Raw genomic sequence first — 23,684 nt, forward strand, 5'->3', positions numbered from 1 at the left:
TCGACGGCATGACGACACAAGACGGCACGACCACGGGCACGCACCGCCTCGCGGTGGACGTGCGGGGCCTGCGCAAGCGCTACGGCGAGGTGACGGCCGTGGACGGCATCGACCTGGCCGTACGGCACGGGGAGGTCTTCGGCATCCTCGGCCCCAACGGCGCGGGCAAGAGCACCACGGTGGAGATCCTTCAGGGCAACCGGGCGCGGGACGGAGGTGAGGTCCGCGTGCTCGGGTCCGACCCCGCGACCGCAGGGCGCGCGTGGCGCTCCCGCGTGGGGAACGTGTGGCAGGACGAGTCGGCGCCCGTCGAGCTGACGGTGCGCGAGACAGTACGTCAGTTCGCCCGCTACTACCCGAGGCCGCGCGACCCCCAGGACGTCATCGCGCTCGTCGGCCTCCAGGAGAAGGCGGCGAGCCGCGTCAAGAGCCTCTCGGGCGGTCAGCGCCGCCGGCTCGACGTGGCGCTCGGCGTCATCGGAGACCCCGAACTCCTGCTCCTGGACGAGCCGACGACGGGCTTCGACCCGGACGCGCGACGCCAGTTCTGGGGCCTGATCCGCAGGCTCGCCGACGAGGGCACGACCATCGTGCTCACGACGCACTACCTGGAGGAGGCCGAGGCCCTGGCCCACCGCCTCGCGGTGATCGCCGGGGGCCGGGTGGTGGCCGAGGGCGAGCCCGCCGCCCTGCGCCGCCGCCACGGGACCGAGGCCACCGTGGAGTGGACCGACCCGGACGGCACCCCGCGCGGCGAGCGCACCGCCACCCCGACCCGGACCGTGGCCGAGCTGACGGCCCGGTTCGACGGCGAGATCCCGGGGCTGCGCGTGAAACGCCCCTCCCTCGAAGACGTGTACCTGCGCCTCACCGGCACGGAAGGCGGCGCACCATGACATCGACGGCGACCAGCACCGGCGCACGGACGTCCGAACCCGCCGCGCGGCGGCTGCCCTCCGCCTGGACGCTCGGCCTCCACCACGGCGCGATGGAGCTGCGGCAGTTCTTCCGGCTGCGCGAGCAGGTGGTCTTCACCTTCGCCTTCCCCGTCGTCTTCCTCTTCCTCTTCGCGTCGATCTTCCGGGACGACGTGGAGGGCGCCGGCATCACGGCGTCGCAGCTCTACGTGGCCGCGATGATCGCCGCGGGCATCATGTCCATCAGCTTCCAGTCGCTCGGCATCTCCATCGCGATCGAGCGCGACGAGAAGGTGCTGCGGCGCCTGCGCGGGACCCCGATGCCGCCCGCCGCCTACTTCCTCGGCAAGATCTGGCTCGTCCTGGTCACCGGCCTCCTGGAGACCGCGACCCTGCTGGTGGTCGGCGTGACGCTCTTCGACGTCGATCTGCCGTCGAGCGCGGGCGCGTGGCTCACCTTCGGCTGGATCTTCGTGCTCGGCCTCACCGGCTGCGCGCTGCTCGGCATCGCGATCAGCAGCGTCCCCAAGTCGGGCCGCAGCGCGACCTCCGTGGTCGTGCTGCCCTTCCTGGTGCTTCAGTTCACCTCCGGCGTCTACATCGCCGTCGACACGATCCCGGACTGGATGCTGAACGTCAGCGCGCTCTTCCCGCTGAAGTGGATGTGCCAGGGGTTCCGCGGGGTGTTCCTGCCCGAATCGGCGAAGGTCCTCGAGCAGACCGGGAGTTGGGAGTACGGACGCATCGCTCTGGTGCTCGGCGCCTGGTGCGTCGGAGGATTGGTGCTGTGTCTGCTGACCTTCCGCTGGAAGAACCGGCGCGACGGATGAGCGAGCCGGCCGGACCGCGCGAGTCGAACATCTGGCAGCGCACCTTCCGGCTCTGGGACGCGTATTTCGCCGTGGTGTGGCTGGCCACCCTGGTCTGCGTGCTGGGCACGGCGGATCCGGGGTGGCCGCTGCGGGTCACCGGCGCGGGACTCCTGCTGCTCCTGGTGCCCTGGTACGTGGGCGTGGGGCGCTGTGTCCTGACCCGGGAGGGCGCCGACGAACGGCGGACGCTGATCTACATGGCGGGCGCGATCGTGCTGTTCCTCGCGCCGGCCGTGCTGGTCGGCCAGACCCGTCTGATGACCTTCGCGCTCGTTCCGCAGTGCTTCATCTGCCTGCGGATGCGCCGGGCGCTCGTGGCGGTCACGGTCATCAACATCGCGCCCGTGACCGGCTGGGCGCTGCTGTGGCGGCCCCCGCCACAGGTCGTGTTCCACCACGCGGTCTTCGCCGTGGTGACCCTGGTCTTCTCGGTGGCGATGGGCAGCTGGACCGTCCGCATCATCGAGCAGAGCATCGGTCGGGCCGACCTCATCGCCGAACTGGAGGCGAGCCGCGAGGAGGTCGCCCGGCTCTCCGCCGAGCGCGGCGCCCTCACGGAGCGCGAGCGCATGTCGCGCGAGATCCACGACACCCTCGCCCAGGGCTTCACCAGCGTCCTCATGCTCGTCCAGGCCGTCGACGCGGAACTGGAACGGGACGTACCCGCCGCCCGCCGGCACCTGGGCCTGATGGAGGCGGCCGCGCGGCAGAACCTCGCGGAGGCGCGGGCCCTGGTCACGGGGCGCGCGCCCGCCGATCTGGACGGCGGTTCGCTGCCGGACGCCCTGCGGCGCCTGGCCGCCCGGCACGAGGCCGAGGTCTGTGTGACGGGAGACGTGCGGCCGCTGCCGCCGGGCCTGGAGGTGGTGGCCCTGCGCTCCTGCCAGGAGGCCCTGTCCAACGTACGCAGGCACGCGGGGCCCGGCGCGTGCGCCACCGTCGCCCTGGCCTACGCGCCGGGCTCGCTCAGCCTCGCGGTCCGGGACACGGGGTGCGGCTTCGACCCCGGTGTTCCGCGCCAGGGGTACGGGCTGCGCGGGTTGCGGGCACGGGCCGCCGAGGTCAGGGGCACCGCCGAGGTGGCGAGCGGACCCGGCGCCGGCACGACCGTGACCGTCCTGCTCCCGGTCCCGACCCCCGAGAGGACTCCCCCGTGATCCGCATCGTGCTGGCGGACGACCACCCCGTCGTACGCGAAGGGCTGCGCGCCATGCTGAGCGCCGAACCGGACCTGGACGTCGTCGGGGAGGCGTCCAGCGGGCCTCGGGCCGAGGCGCTCGCCGCCGCACTGCGGCCCGACATCGTCCTGATGGATCTGCGGATGCCGGGCGGTGGCGGGGCCGACTCGATCGAGCGGATGGCGGCGGCGGGGCTGCCCTGCCGGGTCATCGTGCTGACCACGTACGAGAGCGACCGCGACATCCTGCGGGCCGTGGAGGCGGGCGCGGCGGGCTATCTGCTCAAGGACCTGGCGCGGGGCGAACTGGCCGAGGCGGTGCGGGCCGCCGCCCGCGGGGAGACGGTGCTCGCTCCCTCGGTGGCGGCCCGCCTCGTCGACCAGCTGCGGCTGCGGCCGGAGAGGCCGCGGCTGGCCGAGCGCGAGACCGCGGTGCTCCGGCTGGTCGCGGAGGGCTGCACGAACGCGGAGATCGGCCGCCGTCTGCACGTCGCGGAGTCGACCGTGAAGACGCATCTGCTGCGGGTCTTCGCGAAGCTGGGGGTGGACGACCGCACGGCGGCGGTCACCAGCGCGATGCGGTTCGGCTTGCTGGACTGACGCGGCCCGCCCGGCGGTCGGGGGCAGGGGTGGAGGGGCGGGAGATCCGCCCCTCCACCCCCGGTCGCCTACTGCTGCTGACCCAGCCGGGTCTTCAGTTCGCCCACCAGCTCGTCCACCGCGACCGCGGTCTGCTCGCCGGACTCCATGTCCTTGAGCTGGACGACGCCCTCGGCCAGGTCGCGCTCGCCGGCGACGACCGTGTACCGGGCGCCCGAGCGGTTGGCGTTCTTCATCGCGCCCTTCAGACCCTTCCCGCCGTACGAGAAGTCCGCCGCGACCCCGGCCCTGCGCAGCTCCGTCACCTTGGAGAACAGGACCCGCCTGGCCTCCTCGCCGAGCGGCACCGCGAACACGCTGGTCGCCGAGGGCAGTGCGAGCTGCACGCCCTCCGCCTCCAGGGCGAGGACCGTGCGGTCGACGCCGAGCGCCCAGCCGACCGACGGCAGCGAGGGGCCGCCGATCATCTCGGACAGGCCGTCGTAGCGGCCGCCGCCGCCCACCGCGGACTGCGAGCCCAGGCCGTCGTGGACGAACTCGAAGGTCGTGCGGGTGTAGTAGTCCAGGCCGCGCACCAGCTTCGGGTCGTCCTCGTACGCGACGCCCTCCGCCTTGAGGAGCTCACGCACCTGCTCGTGGTACGCCCGGCACGCGTCGCACAGGTAGTCGCGCAGCATCGGGGCGCCGACCAGCTGCTTCTGGACGTCGTCGCGCTTGTCGTCCAGGACCCGCAGCGGGTTGATGTCGATACGTCGACGTGTCTCCTCGTCCAGGTCGAGCCCGCGCAGGAAGTCCTGGAGCGCGGCGCGGTAGACGGGGCGGCACTCCTTGTCGCCGAGCGAGTTCAGCAGGATGCGGAACTGCGTCAGGCCCAGGGCGCGGTACGCCTGGTCCGCGAGGATGATCAGCTCGGCGTCGAGCGCCGGGTCCTCGGCACCGATCGCCTCCGCGCCGACCTGCGAGAAGTGGCGGTAGCGGCCCTTCTGCGGGCGCTCGTAGCGGTAGTACGAGCCGGAGTACCAGAGCTTGACCGGGAGGTTGCCCGCCTTGTGCAGGTTGGCCTCCAGGGCCGCGCGCAGCACGGACGCGGTGCCTTCGGGGCGCAGGGCGAGCTGGTCGCCGCCCTTGGTCTCGAAGGCGTACATCTCCTTGGAGACGATGTCGGTGGACTCGCCGACGCCGCGCGAGAACAGCTCGACGTTCTCGAAGCCGGGCGTCTCGACGTAGCCGTAGCCGGAGTTGCGCAGCGGTGCGGCGATGGCCTCGCGCACCGCCAGGTACGTCGCCGAGTCCGGGGGCAGCAGGTCGTAGGTGCCCTTGGGGGCCTTGAAGGTGCTCACGGGTTTTCTCTCGTCACATTCCTCGTCGGGGAGCGTCGGCTCCCAGGCCGGCGGCCACCTGGCGCAGATACGGGTTGGTGGCGCGCTCACGGCCGATGGTCGTGTGCTCGTTGTGACCGGGCAGGACCACGGTCGAGTCGTCGAGCGGCAGGCACACGCGCGCCAGCGACGCCAGCATCTCGTCGTGCGATCCGCCGGGCAGGTCGGTTCGGCCGATGGAGCCGGCGAAGAGCAGGTCGCCCGAGAAGAACACCGAGGGGACCTCGGCGGACTCGGGCAACTGAAACGTCACCGACCCCTTCGTATGCCCCGGCGCGTGCGCGACGGAGAAGTCCAGACCGGCAAGCTCCAGCCGCGCGCCGTCGGCCAGCTCCTTGACGTCGGAGGGCTCCCCCACGGTCAGTTCGCCGAGCAGCTGCGCGCCGAAGGAGCGGCCTATGGCCTTCTCCGGGTCGCTCATCATGTACCGGTCGTCGGGGTGGATCCACGCGGGCACGTCGTGCGCCCCGCAGACCGGCACGACCGAGGCGACGTGGTCGATGTGGCCATGGGTGAGGATCACCGCGACGGGCTTGAGCCGATGCTTCTTGAGCGCGTCCTCGACTCCCTCGGCGGCCTGGTGGCCCGGGTCGATGATCACGCACTCCTCGCCTGCGGCGGGGGCGACCAGGTAGCAGTTGGTGCCCCAGGCCCCGGCGGGAAACCCGGCAATGAGCACGATCGTCCTTCGTTCGTCGTCCGGCGGAGGTGACCGCAGGTCGCGGCAGATCAGAGCCTACCGGCGCTCCCGATTCCACAGCTAACCCATATACGGTACGGGGCACACAGAAGCGGTCATCCACGCAGAGGAGAGAGAACCCGGTGGTCAGCAACGATCAGCGGCGGCGTCAGCTCGCCCGGGAGAAGTTCTTGCGGCAGCAGCAGCGCCGGGAGGCCGCGCGACGCAGGGCGCGGATGCGCAACGCGGTGATCGCCTCGGCCCTCGCGGTGGTCGTGGCCGGTGGCGCGGTGTCGTACGCGGCGGGAGCCTTCGACGACGACGGAAAGCCCGCGGACGCGGCGAGCCCGGACCCCACCACCAAGGCGGACCCCTGCGAGAAGCCCGCGGGCGGCAAGGTGAAGCCGCTCAGCTTCAAGAAGGAACCGAAGCTGACGATCGACAAGTCGGCGAACTACACGATGAAGCTCGGCACGACCTGCGGCGACATCGACCTGAACCTGTCGGCGGCCAAGGCCCCGCGCACGGTCAACTCCTTCGACTTCCTGGTGAACAAGGGCTACCTCGACCACACCAAGTGCCACCGGCTCACCGCGGGCGGCATCTTCGTGCTCCAGTGCGGCGACCCGAAGGGCACCGGCGAGGGCGGCCCCGGCTACTCGATCCCGGACGAGAACCTGAAGGACAAGAGCCTGAAGGGGAACGTGTATCCGGCGGGCACGGTCGCGATGGCCAACCAGTACAACGCCCAGAAGAAGACCGGCCGGGACACCGGCGGCAGCCAGTTCTTCCTGGTCTACCAGGACAGTCAGCTCCCGCCCGACTACACACCGTTCGGGACCATTTCCGATTCCGGCATGAAGGTGCTCAAGAAGATCGCCGCCGCCGGGGAGAGCACCGGGCAGGGCGACGGCGCCCCGAACGCGACGGTCGTCATCGACAAGGCCACCGTGTCGAAATCCTGACCGCCCGCGGGCAAACTTCGGACGTGCGGGATGCGGACAGCCGCCCCGCCGGTCGCCTATGTTGGCGGTGACGAAACTGTGGACGATGCCGGGGGCCCCGAGGCCCTGCGCAGGCATCATGTGGAGGAGGCGCTGTGAGCAGCGACCCGTGGGGCCGCGTCGACGAGACGGGGACCGTGTACGTGCGCAAGGCCGACGGCAGCGAGCGCGAAGTCGGTTCGTGGAAAGCGGGGTCACCTGACGAGGCCCTCGCCTACTTCGAGCGCAAGTACGACGGTCTGGTCGTCGAGATCGGACTTCTCGAGCGCCGGGTGAAGACGACGGACCTGTCGGCCAAGGACGCCATGACCGCCATCGACCATCTGCGCCAGCAGGTGGACGAGGCACACGCGGTCGGCGATCTGGACGCCCTGAGCACGCGCTTGGACAAGCTCGTCGAGACGGTCGACGCGCGCCGTGAAGAGCGCAAGGTCCAAAAGGCCAAGCAGTCGGACGAGGCGAGGCACGCCAAGGAGGCGCTGGTCGTCGAGGCCGAGGAGCTCGCCCAGAGCGAGCAGTGGCGGTCGGCCGGCGAGCGGCTGCGCGCCCTGGTGGACACCTGGAAGGGTCTGCCGCGCCTGGACCGCAAGTCGGACGACGAGCTGTGGCACCGCTTCTCGCATGCCCGCTCGGCGTTCTCCAAGCGGCGCAAGGCCCACTTCGCGTCGCTCGACGCCCAGCGCGAAGAGGCCCGCAAGACCAAGGAGAAGCTGGTCGGCGAGGCCGAGGCCCTGTCGAACTCGACCGACTGGGGCCCCACGGCCGCGCGGTACCGCGACCTGATGACCGAGTGGAAGGCCGCGGGCCGCGCCCAGCGCGAGCACGAGGACGACCTGTGGAACCGCTTCCGCGGCGCCCAGGACGTGTTCTTCGCGGCGCGCAGCGCGGTCTTCGCGGAGCGGGACGCCGAGCAGACGGAGAACCTGAAGCTGAAGGAGGAGCTGGCCGAGGAGGCCGAGAAGCTCGTCCCGGTGAAGGACCTCAAGTCGGCGCGCGCGGCCTTCCGCACCCTCAACGAGCGCTGGGAGGCCATCGGCCACGTCCCGCGTGACGCACGGCCGAAGGTCGAGGGCCGGATGCACGCGGTGGAGCGTGCCCTCCAGGAGACCGAGGAAGCCGAGTGGCGCCGGACGAACCCCGAGGCACGCGCGCGTGCCGAGGGCCTGACCGGTCAGCTCCAGGCCGCCGTCGACAAGCTGGTCGACCAGATCGAGAAGGCGCGCGCGGCGGGCAACAACGCCAAGGCCGACAAGCTCCAGAAGGAGCTGGACGGCCGCCAGGCGCTTCTGGACCAGGCGCTGAAGGGCCTGCACGAGTTCGGCGGCTGAGCTTCCACCGCTCACGCGCCGCGGCTCACCGGCACGCATCACGTAGAGGGGCTCCCCGTACATCGCGTACGGGGAGCCCCTCTACGTGCTGGTCCGGTCTACGGCCTGCGCGCGGACGTCACGCGGTAGACGTCGTAGACGCCCTCGACGCCCCTGACCGCCTTGAGGACGTGGCCCAGGTGCTTGGGGTCGCCCATCTCGAAGGTGAAGCGCGAGGTGGCCACCCGGTCGCGGGAGGTCTGCACGGCCGCGGACAGGATGTTCACGTGCTGGTCGGACAGGATGCGCGTGACGTCCGAGAGCAGCCGCGAGCGGTCCAGGGCCTCGACCTGGATGGCGACCAGGAAGACCGAGGACTGGGTGGGTGCCCACTCGACCTCCAGGATGCGCTCGGGCTCGCGGGAGAGCGAGTCGACGTTCACGCAGTCGCTGCGGTGGACCGACACCCCGCTGCCGCGCGTGACGAAGCCGATGATCGGGTCTCCCGGCACCGGCGTACAGCAGCGGGCCAGCTTGACCCACACGTCGTCGACGCCCTTGACGACGACACCGGGGTCGGCGTTGGCCCGGCGCTTGCTGCGGCTGCGCGAGGGCGGCGTGCTCTCGGCGATGTCCTCGTTGGCGGCCTCCTCGCCGCCGAGCGCCTGGACGAGCTTCTGCACGACGCTCTGCGCGGTGACGTGGCCTTCGCCGATCGCCGCGTACAGGGACGAGATGTCGGGGTAGCGCATCTCGTGCGCGAGGGTGACCAGGGAGTCGCCCGTGAGGATCCGCTGGATCGGCAGGTTCTGCTTGCGCATGGCCCGCGCGATGGCGTCCTTGCCCTGCTCGATGGCCTCGTCGCGGCGCTCCTTGGAGAACCACGCACGGATCTTGTTGCGCGCCCGCGGTGACTTGACGAAGCCGAGCCAGTCGCGGGACGGGCCCGCGCCGGCCGCCTTGGAGGTGAAGACCTCCACCAGGTCGCCGTTGTCCAGGGTCGATTCGAGCGGCACGAGCCGTCCGTTGACCCGGGCCCCTATCGTCCGGTGCCCGACCTCGGTGTGCACCGCGTACGAGAAGTCGACCGGGGTGGCGCCCGCCGGGAGCGCTATCACGTCGCCCTTCGGCGTGAAGACGAAGACTTCGTTGCGCGACAGGTCGAAGCGCAGCGATTCGAGGAACTCGCTGGGGTCCTCGGTCTCCTTCTGCCAGTCCAGGAGCTGGCGCAGCCACGCCATGTCGTTCAGGTGGTCGTCCTTGGCGCCGGCCTTGCGCGGCACGTCGGTGCGCACCTTGGAGGCGGCGCCCGCGGACGGCTCCTGCTTGTACTTCCAGTGCGCGGCGATGCCGTACTCCGCGCGGCGGTGCATGTCGAACGTGCGGATCTGGAGCTCGACGGGCTTGCCGCTGGGGCCGATCACCGTGGTGTGCAGCGACTGGTACATGTTGAACTTCGGCATCGCGATGTAGTCCTTGAACCGGCCGGGGACCGGGTTCCATCGCGCGTGGACGGTGCCGAGGGCGGCATAGCAGTCGCGGACCGTGTCGACGAGGACGCGGATGCCCACCAGGTCGTAGATCTCCGCGAAGTCACGGCCGCGGACGATCATCTTCTGGTAGACGCTGTAGTAGTGCTTCGGGCGGCCGGTGACGGTGGCCTTGATGCGGGCGGCGCGCAGGTCGGCCTGGACCTCGTCGGTCACTATGGCGAGGTACTCGTCGCGCTTGGGGGCGCGCTCGGCCACCAGACGCACGATCTCGTCGTACATCTTGGGGTAGAGGATCGCGAAGGCGAGGTCCTCCAGCTCCCACTTGATGGTGTTCATGCCCAGGCGGTGCGCCAGTGGAGCGTAGATCTCCAGGGTCTCGCGGGCCTTCTTCTCCTGCTTCTCGCGCTTGAGGTAGCGCATCGTGCGCATGTTGTGCAGGCGGTCGGCGAGCTTGATGACCAGGACGCGGGGGTCCTTGGCCATGGCGACGACCATCTTGCGCACGGTCTCGGCCTGCGCGGCCTCGCCGAACTTGACCTTGTCCAGCTTGGTGACGCCGTCGACGAGCAGGGCGACCTGGTCGCCGAAGTCGCGCTTGAGGGTGTCCAGGCCATACTCGGTGTCCTCGACGGTGTCGTGGAGCAGTCCCGCCATCAGCGTGGCCGGGTCCATGCCGAGCTCGGCGAGGATCGTCGTCACGGCGAGGGGGTGCGTGATGTACGGATCGCCGCTCTTGCGCTTCTGGCCGCGGTGCCAGCGCTCGGCGACCTGGTAGGCCTTCTCGATCTGGCGCAGTGTCGCCGTCTCGATCTTGGGGTCGTTGCTGCGCACTATCCGCAGCAGGGGCTCCAGGACCGGGTTGTACGGATTGGAGCGCTGGACCCCGAGGCGGGCGAGGCGGGCCCGGACGCGGTTGGAGGAGCCGGAGCGCTCGTTCTTGGACGCCGTGGGGCGGGGCGTGGGCGTCGTGCTGCCCGCGCGGGCCTCGGTGGGGGGCTTGGGCCGCGACGGGTCAGGGGCCGGCCTGCCGCCCTTGGCGGCGTCGCCGGACGTGGCCGGTGCGGACGTGGTGCTGGGAGGCGTGCTCTCCCGCTTCGCCGGCGTCGCGCCCTTGGCGGGCGGCGTGCTCTTCGCGGGCGCGGCAGCGGTGGCCGCCGCGCGCTGGGCCTGCTCTGCGGCCTTGGCGGCGGTGAGTGCCTTGGACTCGTCTGGCAAGAGGCGCTCCCTGTGCGCGATCCGGGTCCCCCGGTCAGGCCCCGAAGAGCCCATGGTATCGATCCTGGACCTTCGGCTCGCCTTCAGCCCGTGAGACGGCTCACTACGGGAGAAACGCCTGAGGTCTCCACGGGACGGACCCGAGGTCTCTACAGAAGGAACACCCGAGGCGGGCGCCGGATTCCTCCGGGCCCGCCTCGGGGTGTGCGTGGTGGCTGCTCAGACGGTGAGGAGGGCCTCCAGCGGGGCGCCCTCCAGGGCCGTCTCCAGCTTGGCGCGGCCCCCGAGGAAGCCGAGCTCCATCAGGACCGCCACACCGGCGACCCGAGCGCCCGCACGGCGGATGAGCCGCAGGGACGCCTCGGCGGTGCCGCCGGTGGCCAGAACGTCGTCGACGACCAGGACGCGGTCGTCGGCGGAGAGGTCCTCGGCGTGCACCTCGATCTCGGCGCTGCCGTACTCCAGGTCGTACGCCTGGCTGAGCGTCGCTCCGGGGAGCTTGCCCGCCTTCCGTACGGGGATGAAGCCGAGCCCGGCGCGCAGCGCGACCGGGGCGCCCAGGATGAAGCCGCGGGCCTCCAGGCCGACGATCTTCGTGGCGCCGTGCCGCACGGCGAGGTCCGCGAGGGCCTCGGTCAGGGCGGCGAAGGCCTCGGGGTCCGCGAGCAGCGGGGTGATGTCCTTGAACATCACCCCGGGCTCGGGGTAATCGGGGACGTCGCGGATGCGGCTGAGCAGCAGCCGCGTCGTCCCGGTGAGCTCGGTCATCGGCGCTTCCCCGAAGGACGGCCACGGCCGCGGCCCCGCGAGGCCGGCTGCGTGCGCGGTCCGACGACGCCCGCGGGAGCGGCGTCCTGCGGCAGGTCGTCGTCCGGCTCGTCGTCCTCGTCCCGGACGACGGCGGCGCTCTCCGCGGACTCGCCCTTGGCCGCCGCGGCGGCACGCTTGGCGAGGACGCGCTTCTTGAGCGCCTTCATCTGCGGCTCGGTCTCCTTGAGGTCGGCGACGAGCGGCGTGGCGATGAAGATCGAGGAGTACGCACCGGCCGCGAGGCCGACGAACAGCGACAGCGAGATGTCGTTCAGCATGCCCGCGCCGAGGAAGCCGCCGCCGATGAAGAGCAGGCCGGCGACCGGCAGGAGCGCGACGACCGTGGTGTTGATCGAGCGCACCAGGGTGCTGTTGATGCTGCGGTTGGCGACCTCGCTGTAGGTCCACCGCGTCTGCTTGGTGAGGTCCTTCGACTGCTCCTTCAAGCTGTCGAAGACCACCACCGTGTCGTAGAGCGAGTAACCGAGGATCGTCAGGAGACCGATGATCGTGCCCTGGGTGACCTCGAAGCCCACCAGGGCATAGACACCGACGGTGATCGTGATGTCGTGGATCAGGGCGATCAGCGCGGCCAGGGCCATGCGCCACTCGAAGGCGATCGCCAGATAGATCACCACGAGGATCATGAAGATGATCAGGCCCGTCCAGGCCTTCTTGCTGATCTGCTCACCCCAGCTGGGGCCCACGAGGTCGGCGTTGATGGAGTCGGCCTTGAGGTCCATCTCCTGGGCCAGGTCCGCCTTGATCTGGTCGGACTTGGCGGTGTCCACACCGGCGACCTGGATGCGCAGACCGCCCGAGCCGAGCTCCTGGACGACCGCGTCGTGGCCCGAGGCATCTTCCGCGTACTTCTCCGCCTGGGCGACGGAGACGCTGGTCTTCGGGGTGGTGAAGACGGCGCCGCCCTCGAACTCGATGCCCATGTTCAGGCCGCGCACCGCAAGGCCGACGATGGCCGTGATGGTGATCAGGATCGAGATGCCGTACCAGATCTTGCGCTTGCCGACGAAGTCGTAGCCGACCTCACCGCGGTAGAGCCTGGCGCCGAGATTGCCGAGCTTCGACATCTCACGCCTCCTTCGGGTCGACAGGGCCAGCGGACGGAGCGGTGGCGCGGCGGGTGCGGCGCAGCGGCGGCTTGGCGCCGAGGCGCTTCGGGTCGAGGCCGGACCACTTGTGGCCGTCGGCGAAGAACTTCTTGCGCGCCATCAGGGTCATCAGCGGCTTGGTGAAGAAGAACACCACGACGACGTCGAGCAGGGTGGTCAGACCGAGCGTGAACGCGAAGCCCTGGACCTTGCCGACCGTCACGATGAACAGCACCGCGGCCGCGAGGAACGACACGAAGTCGGAGACCAGGATGGTGCGCCGGGCACGCGGCCAGGCACGCTCCACGGCGGGCCGCAGCGTGCGCCCCTCCCTGACCTCGTCCCTGACGCGTTCGAAGAACACGATGAACGAGTCCGCGGTGATGCCGATCGCGACGATCGCACCACACACCGCGGGGAGGTTCAGGGTGAAGGAGATGGCCGGGCCGAGCAGCGTCATCAGGGTGTACGTCAGGGCCGCCGAGACCAGGAGGCTCGCGATCGCGATGAGCGAGAGGCCGCGGTAGTAGACCACGAGGTAGATGATGACCAGCGCGAGGCCGATGGCGCCGGCGATCAGGCCGGCGTGCAGCTGCTCGCCGCCGAGCGCCGGGCTGACGGTGGTGACGCTCTGCTCGTGGAAGGTCAGGGGCAGCGCGCCGTACGACAGGATGTTGGCGAGGTCCTGGGCCGACTCCTGGGTGAAGCTGCCGGAGATCTCCGCGTTCGCGCTCAGCGTCGTGTTGACGCTGGGGGCCGAGGCCACCTCACCGTCCAGGACGATGGCGAACTGGTTCATCGGGGGCTGCTGCTGCGAGAGCTTGCTGGTGGTCTTGGAGAACTTCTTCGAGCCGCCGCCCGTGAACTCCATGTTGACGACCCAGGCGCCGCTCTGCTGGTTGATCGTGGCCTTGGCGTCGTCGACGTCCTTGCCGTTGAGCTCGGCGGGGCCGAGGACGTACTTCTCCCACTGGCCGGCGTTGTTCTTGCCGCAGGCGACGGTCTGCTCGGACGGCTTGATGCCGTCGCCGACCTTGCCGCGCTGGGCCTTGTCGGTGCAGTCGAGCGCCGTGAACTTCTTCTGCAGGGCGGCCGTGGCCGGGTCCGCGGACGGGGTGGGCGTCGGCTTGGCCGCGCCCTTGTCGCCGTCCTTGTCCGAGGCCTTCGGCGTCGGGGTCGCGTCGGCCTTCAGGCCGTCCGTGACGGCGCGGCCCTGCGGGCTGGGCGAGTTGGTGGCGGACGGCGTCGAGGACGCCTTGTCGTCACCCTTGTCCGTCGCCTTGGGCGTGTCCGTGCTCTTGTCGCCCTTGTCCTTCTCCTTGCCGGACGAGCTGGCGGAGGGATCCGGAGTGGGCTCACCGCTGGCCACCGTCAGGACGGGACGGAAGTAGAGCTGAGCGGTCGTGCCGACCTGCTCGCGCGCCTGCTTCTCGTTGGTGCCCTTGGGGATGTTGACGATGATGTTGTCTTCGCCCTGGGTCTGCACCTCGGCCTCGGACACACCCAGACCGTTGACGCGGTTGTTGATGATGCTGACCGCGGTGTTCATGTTGGTCGGGTTGATCGCGTTCTTCTGGCCCGGCTCGTTCTTCGCCTGGAGCGTGATGCTCGTGCCGCCGGCGAGGTCGATGCCGAGGCGAGGCGTGGTGTTCCCGGAAAGGAACATCCCCCCGGTGAGCGCCACGAGGGCGATCAGGATGAAGGCCAAAGAGCGTCCCGGCTTGCCCGGAGCGCTCTGCCTTCGGCCCTTCTTGGGTGCTGCCACCTTCTCGTTCTCCCTGTCCAACCGCCCCGGCGTCCGGTGCGCTGATCCGCACAGAGCGGTCAGCCCCCAGGTCGGGCGGCCATGAAATGGTGTCGAGCCCCGTCACGAACCCACGCACTGCGGGGGCCGTGGCGGCACGAGCGGCGCGCCCCACGGACCCCGGTGGTGGTTACTTCGTGTCGGACTCGCCGTCGGTCTTCTTCGGCTCGGCGTCGTCGGCCTCGGGGGCGGTGTCCGCGTCCTTCTTGCCGAGGTCGATGCGCGAGTCGTCGGAAGCGCCGGCGGCGGGCTCGTCGGTCCCGGTCAGGGAGGAGGCGTCGTCCGGGACGACGGGGCTGTCCGACTTCAGGTCGGTGCTCGTGCCGTGGACGATGCGGTTGTACTCCTCGTCCTCGAGGACGGCGCCCACGGAGTTCTTCGCGTAGAACGCGTGCACACCAGGAGCCACCTCAAGGAGGACGGCGTCGTCGTGAACCTCCTTGACGGTGGCGTACATGCCCCCGATCGTGCGGATGCCGGTGCCGGGCTGCATCTCGTTGCGCATCTGCGCGGCCGCCTGCTGCTTCTTCTTGGCGGAGCGCGTCATCAGGAACATGGCCCCGATGAGCACGATGAAGGGGAGGAGGGTCACGATATTCACGGGACGGAGTTTCCTTCGCATGACCGCGCAGGTAAGCGGCCTGATGGACGGGGGTGGGCGCGCCGCCCACAAGGGCGGCATCGGCGGAGTCTAAGCGAGTCCGCACCTAACGAACAACGCTCAGCATGGCACCGCAGTTCCTGACCGGGCCAGTACGCGCGCCGTCACGCCCCGAACAGGTCCCCTTGTCCGATTCCGCCCGCCTGCCGTGGCGGAACAAGGCCGAGATGCGCCCATGCGGCGGGGGTCCCGACCCGGCCGCGGGGCGTGCGCGCGAGCAGTCCCTCCCGCACCAGGAACGGCTCGGCGACCTCCTCGACCGTCTCGCGCTCCTCCCCCACGGCCACCGCGAGGGTCGACAGGCCGACCGGGCCGCCGCCGAAGAGCTTGAGCAGGGCCTCCAGGACGGCGCGGTCCAGGCGGTCGAGCCCGCGGTCGTCCACCTCGTAGACCTTGAGGGCGGCGCCCGCGATGTCCTTGTTGATCGCTCCGTCGGCCTTGACCTGCGCGTAGTCCCGGACGCGGCGCAGCAGGCGGTTGGCGATACGGGGCGTGCCGCGCGAGCGCCCGGCGATCTCGGCGGCGCCGGCCGGGTCGATCGCCACGTCGAGCAGGTGTGCGGAGCGGTGGATCACGCGCTCCAGCTCGGCGGGTTCGTAGAACTCCATGTGCGCGGTGAAGCCGAAGCGGTCGCGCAGCGGCGGCGGCAGCAGACCGGCCCGGGTGGTGGCGCCGACCAGGGTGAAGGGCGGCAGCTCCAGGGGGATGGCCGTGGCGCCGGGGCCCTTGCCGACGATCACGTCGACGCGGAAGTCCTCCATCGCCATGTAGAGCATCTCCTCGGCGGGCCGCGACATCCGGTGGATCTCGTCGAGGAAGAGGACCTCGCCCTCCTGGAGGGAGGAGAGGATCGCGGCGAGGTCGCCCGCGTGCTGGATGGCGGGACCGCTGGTGATGCGGATCGGGGCGCCCATCTCGGCCGCGATGATCATCGAGAGGGTGGTCTTGCCGAGGCCGGGGGCGCCGGAGAGCAGCACGTGGTCGGCGGTGGCGCCCCGCGCGCGGGCCGCCCGCAGGACGAGATCGAGCTGCTCGCGGACCTTCTCCTGGCCGATGAACTCGCCCAGGTCCTTGGGGCGCAGGGCGGCCTCGACCGCTTGGTCCTCGCCGTCGGCGGACGCACCGACGAGCCGCTCGGCCGCGCCCGCCGGGGCGGTCGTGTCGTCGGTCGTCTCGTCCCAGTTCATGAGCTCGCCTCGCGATGTGGTTCTGGTGGTCGGGGGCCCGCGCGCACCGGCGGGTGCCGGTGGGTGCCGATAGGTGCTTGCGGGTGCTAGCGGGTGCGGTTCAGCGTCTGGAGCGCGGCCTTGAGGAGCTGGCCCACCTGCGGCTTCTCGGACGCCTCGGCCTGCGGGGTGACGGCGGCGACGGCCTCGTCGGCCTCCCGGGTGGCGTACCCGAGGCCGATGAGCGCCGCGTGCAGCTGGTCGCTCCAGCCGGAGGTGACCGGGGTGCCGATGGCGGGGCCGCCGGTGCCGAGGGGCTCGCCGAGGCGGTCCTTGTACTCCAGGAGGAGCTTCTGGGCGCCCTTCTTGCCGATGCCCGGGACCGCGGTGAGCGCCTTCTCGTCGCCGGTGGCGACCGCGCGGCGCAGGGCGTCGGGGCTGTGCACGGCGAGCATGGCCTGCGCCAGGCGCGGTCCGACGCCGCTCGCGGTCTGGAGGAGCTCGAAGGTCTGGCGCTCGTCGTCGTCCGCGAAGCCGTACAGCGTGAGGGAGTCCTCGCGGACGACCAGGGACGTGGCGAGCTTGGCCTGCTGGCCGATCCGCAGGGTGGAGAGGGTGTTCGGCGCGCACTGGACGGCCATGCCGATCCCACCGACCTCGACCACCGCGGAATCGGGCGCGAGGGCGGCGACGGGGCCGCTGACGAAGGCGATCATGCGGTACGGCCTTTCTGTGCTGCCCGGGCTGCCCGCGTCGTCGGGGCGGTCGGGGCTGACGGGGCGGTCGGGGCTGACGGGGGCGTCGGGGCTGACGGGGCTTGCTGCGCGGGCCGGGTCTTCGCCGCGTGCAGGGCCGCCGCCTGCTGGAAGCGGTTCTGGGCCACGGCCTGCTGGAGGCGGTTCTGGGCGGGGGCCCGCCAGATGTGGCAGATGGCGAGGGCCAGGGCGTCCGCGGCGTCGGCGGGCTTGGGCGGTGCGTCGAGCCGCAGGAGGCGGGTGACCATCGCGCCGACCTGCGCCTTGTCCGCGCGGCCGCTGCCGGTGACGGCTGCCTTGACCTCGCTGGGAGTGTGCAGGGCGACCGGGATGCCGCGCCGGGAGGCGCAGAGCATGGCGACGGCGCTCGCCTGGGCGGTGCCCATGACCGTGCGGACGTTGTGCTGGCTGAAGACCCGCTCCACGGCGAGGACTTCGGGGTCGTACTCGTCGAGCCAGTGCTCGATGCCCTGCTCGATCGCGACCAGGCGGTGGCCGAGCTCAGCGTCGGCGGGCGTGCGCACGACGCCGACCCCGCGCATGGCCAGCGGGCGTCCGGCGACTCCGTCGACGACCCCCACCCCGCACCGGGTCAGACCCGGGTCGACCCCCAACACGCGCATGCATCCCCTCCCGTTGCCTGTCCGTGCAGGTTATCGGGTCCCTCTGACAACGCGACGGGCCGACGGGGGTGTGTCCCGTCGGCCCGTCGGCGCACGCAAACCCGGTGGAGCGACTACGCGTCGACCTTCTCCATGACCTCGTCGCTCACGTCGAAGTTGGCGAAGACGTTCTGGACGTCGTCGCTGTCCTCGAGCGCGTCGATGAGCTTGAAGATCTTCCGCGCGCCGTCCTCGTCCAGCTCGACCTGCATGGTCGGGACGAAGTTGGCGTCGGCCGAGTCGTACTCGATGCCGGCCTCCTGGAGCGCGGTGCGGACCGCGACCATGTCGGTGGCCTCGGAGAGGACCTCGAAGGACTCGCCGAGGTCGTTGACCTCTTCGGCGCCCGCGTCGAGGACCGCGCCCAGGACGTCGTCCTCGGACAGCTCGCCCTTGGGGACGATCACGACGCCCTTGCGGTTGAAGAGGTACGAGACGGAGCCCGGGTCGGCCATGGAGCCGCCGTTGCGGGTCATCGCGACGCGTACGTCCGAGGCCGCGCGGTTGCGGTTGTCCGTGAGGCACTCGATGAGCACCGCGACGCCGTTCGGGCCGTAGCCCTCGTACATGATCGTCTCGTAGTCGGCGCCACCGGCTTCGAGGCCGGCGCCGCGCTTGACCGCGGAGTCGATGTTCTTGTTCGGGACCGAGCTCTTCTTGGCCTTCTGGATGGCGTCGAAGAGGGTCGGGTTACCGGACACATCGGCGCCGCCCGTGCGGGCCGCGACCTCGATGTTCTTGATCATCTTCGCGAAGAGCTTGCCGCGCTTGGCGTCAATCACGGCCTTCTTGTGCTTCGTCGTAGCCCATTTAGAGTGGCCGGACATCTGCCTGTCTCCTTCGCGTAACCCAACCTGTACGAACGCCCCCAGGTCTCAGGGGCCCGGGAGGTACCCGAGATCCTACAAGGATCCCGCCGTCGCGTTCCCCCGCACCATCCCGACGAACAGCTCGTGCACGCGATGGTCGCCCGTCAGCTCGGGGTGGAACGACGTGGCGAGAGCGTTGCCCTGGCGCACGGCCACGATGTGTCCCCCGTGCTCCGCGAGCACCTCGACGCTCGCGCCGACCGACTCGACCCAGGGGGCGCGGATGAAGACGCCCTCCACCGGGTCGCCGTCGATGCCGGCGAGGTCGACGGCCGCCTCGAAGGACTCGTTCTGCCGCCCGAAGGCGTTGCGGCGCACGATCATGTCGATGCCGCCGAAGGTCTCCTGCTCCGACCGCGGATCGAGGATCTTGTCGGCGAGCATGATCATGCCCGCGCAGGTGCCGTAGACCGGCATCCCGGCGCGCACGCGCGCGCGGAGCGGGTCGAGGAGGCCGAACAGGGCCGACAGCTTGGAGATGGTGGTGGACTCACCGCCGGGGATGACCAGGCCGTCCACCTCCGCCAGCTCTTCGGGGCGCCTGACCGGCCTGGCCACGGCGTCCGCCGAGGCCAGGGCGATCAAGTGCTCCCGGACGTCGCCCTGGAGTGCCAGGACGCCGACCACAGGGGTGTCAGTCATCTGCGGGGTGCCCTACCAGCCGCGGTTCGCGTAGCGCTCGGCCTCGGGGAGGGTGTCGCAGTTGATGCCGACCATGGCCTCGCCGAGGTTGCGGGACGCGTCCGCGATGATCTTGGGGTCGTCGTAGAAGGTGGTGGCCTTCACGATGGCGGCGGCGCGCGCGGCCGGGTCGCCCGACTTGAAGATGCCGGAGCCGACGAAGACGCCCTCGGCACCGAGCTGACGCATCAGGGCGGCGTCGGCGGGGGTGGCGACGCCACCGGCCGAGAAGAGGACCACCGGCAGCTTGCCCAGCTCGGAGACCTCCTTGACCAGCTCGTACGGGGCGCGCAGGTCCTTGGCGGCGGCGTACAGCTCGTTGTTGTCGAAGCCGCGCAGCTTGGCGATCTCGTTCTTGATCTGGCGCAAGTGGCGCACGGCCTCGACGACGTTGCCGGTGCCGGCCTCGCCCTTGGAGCGGATCATGGCCGCGCCCTCGGCGATACGGCGCAGGGCCTCGCCCAGGTTGGTGGCGCCGCACACGAACGGGGTCGTGAAGGCGAACTTGTCGCTGTGGTTGACCTCGTCGGCCGGGGTGAGGACCTCGGACTCGTCGATGTAGTCGACGCCGAGGGACTGGAGGACCTGGGCCTCGACGAAGTGGCCGATGCGGGACTTGGCCATGACCGGGATGGAGACGGCCTCGATGATCTCTTCGATCATGTTCGGGTCGGACATCCGGGCGACGCCGCCGTCCTTGCGGATGTCGGCGGGGACCCGCTCCAGCGCCATGACGGCGACCGCGCCCGCGTCCTCGGCTATCTTCGCCTGCTCGGCGTTGACGACGTCCATGATGACGCCGCCCTTGAGCTGCTCGGCCATGCCGCGCTTGACGCGCGCGGTGCCGGTCTCGGGCGACTGGTTGCTGCTGGAGAGGGTGCTGGACACGGAGTAGACCTCGCTCGCTGAAGACGGGTTCCTGCGTCTACGAGGAAACTCCCGACCACCAGTCCACAGCAAGGGCCAATGGGTGACCGGTGGCTCATTTTTCCCGGACACCCCTGGTCAGCGCGGTATCGGCGGCCTAGGCGGTCGCGCGGTCGGCCAGCGCGACCGGCGGCTCGTCGTCCATCTCGAAGGCCATCGGGAACGGCGCGTGCCCCGCGAGGCGGAACCAGCGGACCTTGCGGTGCCTGCGCAGGGCGCGGGCCGCGCGCACGGCGTCGTTGTGGAACCGCCGGGCCATCGGCACCCGGCGCACGGCCGCCGCCAGCTCCGTCGCCGCCTCGTCGCCGCCGGGAGCCTCGCGCACCGCCTCGACCTGCTGCGCCTCCCCGAAGATCGCGCGCAGCGCCTGGCTGAGCTCGCTCTCGGCGACCTCGCGGTGCTCCTCCTCGGCCTGCCGGGCCGCGTGCGCCGCCTCGTAGAGCACGATGGACGCCGCCGGGTCGAGGACCCCCGAGGTGGCCAGCTCCTGGGCGACGGAGGCGCGGCGCAGCAGCTGGGCGTCGAGGGCGGCGCGGGCCGCGTCGATGCGCGAGTGCAGCCGGTCCAGGCGGCCCGCGGTCCAGCTCAGGTAGAGGCCGATCGCGAAGAGGGCTGCCGCGATCCAGATCAGTGTCGAGGTCACCGGGGGAAGGCTAGTCGCAACGGCGGCCGCGGTTCACCGCCGGGCTCCCCGCCCCGCGCCGGGGAGCCCTGGGGGCACTCAGTCCCGCGCGAGCCCGAACCGCGACCGGAAGCTGGAGCGTTCGTCGGTGGCCACCGCGGCGGCGCCGTCGGCCACCGTCTCGTACACCGAGAGGATGTCGGCGCCCACCGTCGACCAGTCGAAGCGGCGCACGTGCTTGCTGCCCCGCTCGCGCAGCTCCTCGCGGCGCTCGGGGTCCCCGAGGAGCCGCAGCGCCCCCGCGGCCAGCGAGTCGGCGTCCTCGTTGGTGAACAAATCGCCCGCGGCGCCCTGGTCGAGGACCTGCGCGAAGGCGTCCAGATCGCTGGCGAGCACGGGCGCGCCCGCCGAGAGCGCCTCGACGAGGATGATCCCGAAGCTCTCGCCGCCGGTGTTGGGGGCGACGTACACGTCGACGCTGCGCAGCAGCCGCGCCTTGTCCTCGTCGCTGACCATGCCGAGGAACTCCACGCGCTCGCGCATCTCGACGGGCAGCGAGGACACGGCCTCGTGCTCGTCGCCGCGGCCCGCCACGAGCAGCCGGGTGCCGGGGCGCTCGGCGAGGATCTTCGGCAGCGCCTTCATCAGCACCGGAAGGCCCTTGCGCGGCTCGTCGATGCGGCCGATGAAGCCGATCGTGCCCCCCTGCCACTCCACCTTGGGCTCGACCTTGGTGAAGAAGTCGACGTCGACGCCGTTCGGGATGACGACCGCGTCGCCGCCCAGGTGCTCGACGAGCGTGCGGCGCGCGTACTCGCTCACGGCGATGCGCGCGCTGATCTTCTCCAGGGCGGGCTGGAGGATCGGGTACGCCGCGATCATCGCCCGGGAGCGCGGGTTGGACGTGTGGAACGTCGCGACGATCGGGCCCTGCGCCGCCCAGCAGGTGAGCAGCCCCAGGGAGGGCGAGGTCGGCTCGTGGATGTGGATGACGTCGAACGTGCCCTCGTGCAGCCAGCGGCGCACCCGCGCGGCCGAAAGGAACCCGAAGTTGAGCCGGGCCACCGAGCCGTTGTACGGCACGGGAACGGCGCGGCCCGCCGAGACCACGTACGGCGGGAGGGGGGTCTCGTCGTCGGCCGGGGCCAGGACGGACACCTCGTGTCCGAGGCGGATCAGATGCTCCGCGAGGTCGCGGATGTGGAACTGGACGCCGCCCGGCACGTCCCACGAGTAGGGGCAGACGATGCCGATCCTCACGGCGCGGTCCCCTCGGCAGGGCGTCCGAGGCCTTCGGAGGGCCCCTTCGCGGGGTCGAGATCAGCGAGCCACAAACGCTGCAGCATGTGCCAGTCCTCCGGATGGTCGGCGATACCCGTGGCGAAGGCGTCTGCCAGCGCCTGCGTCATGACAGACGTCTTTTCCGTGCGGGTACCTGTCTCGGGGACATCGATGGGGGCGTGAACCCGCCCCTTCATGACGGGCGTCTCGTCATACCAGAGGGTGACCGGGAGCAACAGCGCCCCCGTCTGCTGCGCGAGGATCGCGGGCCCCGCGGGCATCCGCGCGGTGTCCCCGAAGAACTTGACCTCGACGCCGGACGCCGAGAGGTCGCGGTCCGCGACCAGGCAGACCAGGCCGCCCGCGCGCAGCCGCCGCGCCAGGGTGCCGAAGGCGGAGCCGCCCTCGTGGGGCAGGACCTCCATGCCCAAGCCCTCGCGGTAGGCGACGAAGCGGTCGTACAGGGTTTCGGGCTTGAGCCGCTCGGCGACCGTCGTGAACGGCGTCTCCAGCTTCGTGGTGACCCAGGCGCCCGCCAGGTCCCAGTTGCCCAGGTGCGGAAGGGCCAGAATGACGCCCTTGCCGGAGGCCAGGCCGTCGGTCAGGTGGTGCAGGTCCTGGCCGTCGAAGCCGTTCTTGATGCGCTCCCTGCTCCACGACGGCAGCCGGAACGACTCCATCCAGTAGCGCAGGTACGAGCGCATGCCCGCCCGGGACAGTTCAGCGAGGCGCGCCGGGCTCGCGTCGGGCACCACGCGCGCGTAGTTCGCCTCGAGACGCAGGACGCCCTTGCCGCGGCGCTTCCACACCGCGTCGGCGATGGTCCGGCCCAGGCGCACCGCCACCGGCTCCGGAAGCTTCTTGACCGAGCTCCAGGCGGCTCCGTAGAGCGCGTCGGTCAGTCGGTCCTTCACGACGTGGCCTCACTGCCCTGGGCGGGCGTGGCCGCGTCCGCCTCCGCGGACTCCCTGCGCACGGTCACCACGCGCTGGACGAGCGTGACCAGGCTGCCGACGGCGACGATCCACAGGGCGACGGGCAGCAGCACGTCGATGCCGGGGACCCCGAACTTGTGCAGTCCCGCCAGGCCCGCGGCGACCAGCGAGATCACCAGGCGCTCGGCGCGCTCCACCAGGCCGTTGACCGCGACGGGCAGGCCGATCGCCTCGCCGCGCGCCTTCGTGTACGACACGACCTGGCCGCTGGCCAGGCAGAAGATGGAGACGGCGCACAGGATGTCGTTGTCGCCCGAGCCCGCGTACCAGAGCGCGAGACCGCCGAAGATCGCGCTGTCGGCGACACGGTCCAGCGTCGAGTCGAGGAAGGCTCCCCAGCGGCTCGAGCGCCCCAGCTGCCGCGCCATGTTCCCGTCCACGAGGTCGGAGAACACGAAGAGCGTGATGACGATCGTGCCCCAGAAGAACTCGCCGCGGGGGAAGAAGACCAGCGCGCCCGCCACCACACCGGCCGTGCCGATGAACGTGACCGCGTCGGGGCTCACGCCGCGACGGATGAGAAACGCGGCGAACGGTGTGAGAACACGCGTGAAGAATGCACGCGCGTACTTGTTCAGCATGGCCTTCCCGAGGGGTCGGTGAGCCGCGCGGCCCTGTTGGCCACCGGCTGGCCCATCGTAGTCACGACGTTGACGGACCGGCTCGCCCCCTCACGATCGCGTACGACGTATGGACGCA

The 23,684-nt window shown here is 70.9% G+C and carries 23 protein-coding genes; 6 read left to right on the plus strand and 17 right to left on the minus strand.

The window, feature by feature from the left end; all coding sequences use genetic code 11:
• The first annotated feature begins 8 nt into the window (after positions 1–8).
• The 4 genes from QBL25_RS09320 to QBL25_RS09335 are packed head-to-tail and all read left to right on the plus strand — an operon-like array spanning position 9 to position 3,566.
• A complete protein-coding gene (locus tag QBL25_RS09320) occupies positions 9–896 on the plus strand; it encodes an ABC transporter ATP-binding protein (RefSeq protein ID WP_409056548.1) in 888 nt (295 codons plus the stop codon).
• Positions 893–1,747, plus strand: a complete 855-nt coding sequence (locus QBL25_RS09325; protein WP_409056549.1) for an ABC transporter permease — start codon at positions 893–895, stop codon at positions 1,745–1,747. The genes QBL25_RS09320 and QBL25_RS09325 overlap by 4 nt, the downstream gene beginning before the upstream one ends.
• Positions 1,744–2,946 (plus strand): sensor histidine kinase, encoded by a 1,203-nt coding sequence (locus QBL25_RS09330; protein WP_409056550.1) that lies wholly within the window; start codon positions 1,744–1,746, stop codon positions 2,944–2,946. Before QBL25_RS09325 ends, QBL25_RS09330 begins: the two co-directional genes overlap by 4 nt.
• A complete protein-coding gene (locus QBL25_RS09335) occupies positions 2,943–3,566 on the plus strand; it encodes a response regulator (RefSeq protein WP_409056551.1) in 624 nt (207 codons plus the stop codon). The genes QBL25_RS09330 and QBL25_RS09335 overlap by 4 nt, the downstream gene beginning before the upstream one ends.
• Before the next feature lie 68 nt (positions 3,567–3,634).
• Here QBL25_RS09335 and hisS read toward each other — a convergent pair whose 3' ends face one another.
• Both hisS and QBL25_RS09345 read right to left on the minus strand, forming a co-directional pair.
• On the minus strand, positions 3,635–4,906 hold the full coding sequence (gene hisS / locus QBL25_RS09340) for a histidine--tRNA ligase (protein ID WP_409056552.1): 1,272 nt from the start codon (positions 4,904–4,906) through the stop codon (positions 3,635–3,637).
• A 13-nt stretch (positions 4,907–4,919) separates the two neighbouring features.
• Entirely contained in the window at positions 4,920–5,624 is a 705-nt protein-coding gene (locus tag QBL25_RS09345) for an MBL fold metallo-hydrolase (protein ID WP_409056553.1), read from the minus strand.
• A gap of 143 nt (positions 5,625–5,767) precedes the next feature.
• Here QBL25_RS09345 and QBL25_RS09350 point away from each other — a divergent pair, with 143 nt between their 5' ends.
• The gene (locus QBL25_RS09350; protein ID WP_409056554.1) at positions 5,768–6,589 is read left to right on the plus strand and encodes a peptidylprolyl isomerase; all 822 of its coding nucleotides are present in this window, start codon (positions 5,768–5,770) and stop codon (positions 6,587–6,589) included.
• A 134-nt stretch (positions 6,590–6,723) separates the two neighbouring features.
• Positions 6,724–7,956: a DUF349 domain-containing protein gene (locus QBL25_RS09355; RefSeq protein WP_409056555.1), complete on the plus strand. Its 1,233-nt coding sequence runs from the start codon at positions 6,724–6,726 to the stop codon at positions 7,954–7,956.
• Positions 7,957–8,054: 98 nt separating this feature from the next.
• Here the strand turns inward: QBL25_RS09355 and QBL25_RS09360 are convergent, their stop codons facing one another.
• The 15 genes from QBL25_RS09360 to pgsA all read right to left on the minus strand — a co-directional run bounded on the left by QBL25_RS09360 (position 8,055) and on the right by pgsA (position 23,566).
• A complete protein-coding gene (locus QBL25_RS09360; protein ID WP_409056556.1) occupies positions 8,055–10,643 on the minus strand; it encodes a RelA/SpoT family protein in 2,589 nt (862 codons plus the stop codon).
• A 219-nt stretch (positions 10,644–10,862) separates the two neighbouring features.
• Positions 10,863–11,411 (minus strand): adenine phosphoribosyltransferase, encoded by a 549-nt coding sequence (locus QBL25_RS09365; protein WP_409056557.1) that lies wholly within the window; start codon positions 11,409–11,411, stop codon positions 10,863–10,865.
• Complete coding sequence (gene secF / locus QBL25_RS09370; protein WP_409056558.1) at positions 11,408–12,541, minus strand: protein translocase subunit SecF; 1,134 nt, start codon at positions 12,539–12,541, stop codon at positions 11,408–11,410. The genes QBL25_RS09365 and secF overlap by 4 nt, the downstream gene beginning before the upstream one ends.
• A 1-nt stretch (position 12,542) precedes the next feature.
• Positions 12,543–14,327 (minus strand): protein translocase subunit SecD, encoded by a 1,785-nt coding sequence (secD, locus tag QBL25_RS09375; protein ID WP_409056559.1) that lies wholly within the window; start codon positions 14,325–14,327, stop codon positions 12,543–12,545.
• 169 nt (positions 14,328–14,496) lie between these two features.
• Positions 14,497–14,967 carry a preprotein translocase subunit YajC gene (gene yajC / locus QBL25_RS09380; protein ID WP_409056560.1) on the minus strand — a complete coding sequence of 157 codons (471 nt, stop codon included), beginning with the start codon at positions 14,965–14,967 and terminating at the stop codon, positions 14,497–14,499.
• A gap of 164 nt (positions 14,968–15,131) precedes the next feature.
• On the minus strand, positions 15,132–16,214 hold the full coding sequence (gene ruvB / locus QBL25_RS09385) for a Holliday junction branch migration DNA helicase RuvB (protein ID WP_409056561.1): 1,083 nt from the start codon (positions 16,212–16,214) through the stop codon (positions 15,132–15,134).
• A gap of 86 nt (positions 16,215–16,300) precedes the next feature.
• On the minus strand, positions 16,301–16,909 hold the full coding sequence (ruvA, locus tag QBL25_RS09390) for a Holliday junction branch migration protein RuvA (protein ID WP_409056562.1): 609 nt from the start codon (positions 16,907–16,909) through the stop codon (positions 16,301–16,303).
• Positions 16,906–17,571: a crossover junction endodeoxyribonuclease RuvC gene (gene ruvC, locus QBL25_RS09395; RefSeq protein WP_409056563.1), complete on the minus strand. Its 666-nt coding sequence runs from the start codon at positions 17,569–17,571 to the stop codon at positions 16,906–16,908. The genes ruvA and ruvC overlap by 4 nt, the downstream gene beginning before the upstream one ends.
• A gap of 113 nt (positions 17,572–17,684) precedes the next feature.
• Positions 17,685–18,437 carry a YebC/PmpR family DNA-binding transcriptional regulator gene (locus QBL25_RS09400; RefSeq protein WP_363210989.1) on the minus strand — a complete coding sequence of 251 codons (753 nt, stop codon included), beginning with the start codon at positions 18,435–18,437 and terminating at the stop codon, positions 17,685–17,687.
• 75 nt (positions 18,438–18,512) lie between these two features.
• Complete coding sequence (gene pdxT / locus QBL25_RS09405; protein WP_409056564.1) at positions 18,513–19,121, minus strand: pyridoxal 5'-phosphate synthase glutaminase subunit PdxT; 609 nt, start codon at positions 19,119–19,121, stop codon at positions 18,513–18,515.
• 12 nt (positions 19,122–19,133) lie between these two features.
• A complete protein-coding gene (gene pdxS, locus QBL25_RS09410) occupies positions 19,134–20,048 on the minus strand; it encodes a pyridoxal 5'-phosphate synthase lyase subunit PdxS (RefSeq protein WP_351164842.1) in 915 nt (304 codons plus the stop codon).
• A 136-nt stretch (positions 20,049–20,184) separates the two neighbouring features.
• On the minus strand, positions 20,185–20,730 hold the full coding sequence (locus tag QBL25_RS09415; protein WP_409056565.1) for a hypothetical protein: 546 nt from the start codon (positions 20,728–20,730) through the stop codon (positions 20,185–20,187).
• Positions 20,731–20,808: 78 nt separating this feature from the next.
• Entirely contained in the window at positions 20,809–21,969 is a 1,161-nt protein-coding gene (locus QBL25_RS09420; RefSeq protein ID WP_409056566.1) for a glycosyltransferase family 4 protein, read from the minus strand.
• Positions 21,966–22,904 (minus strand): phosphatidylinositol mannoside acyltransferase, encoded by a 939-nt coding sequence (locus QBL25_RS09425; protein WP_409056567.1) that lies wholly within the window; start codon positions 22,902–22,904, stop codon positions 21,966–21,968. The genes QBL25_RS09420 and QBL25_RS09425 overlap by 4 nt, the downstream gene beginning before the upstream one ends.
• Positions 22,901–23,566 carry a phosphatidylinositol phosphate synthase gene (gene pgsA, locus QBL25_RS09430; protein WP_409056568.1) on the minus strand — a complete coding sequence of 222 codons (666 nt, stop codon included), beginning with the start codon at positions 23,564–23,566 and terminating at the stop codon, positions 22,901–22,903. Before pgsA ends, QBL25_RS09425 begins: the two co-directional genes overlap by 4 nt.
• Positions 23,567–23,684 lie beyond the last annotated feature (118 nt).

It is taken from the genome of Streptomyces sp. SYP-A7185 (assembly GCF_046103685.1).
Classification (GTDB): Bacteria; Actinomycetota; Actinomycetes; order Streptomycetales; family Streptomycetaceae; genus Streptomyces.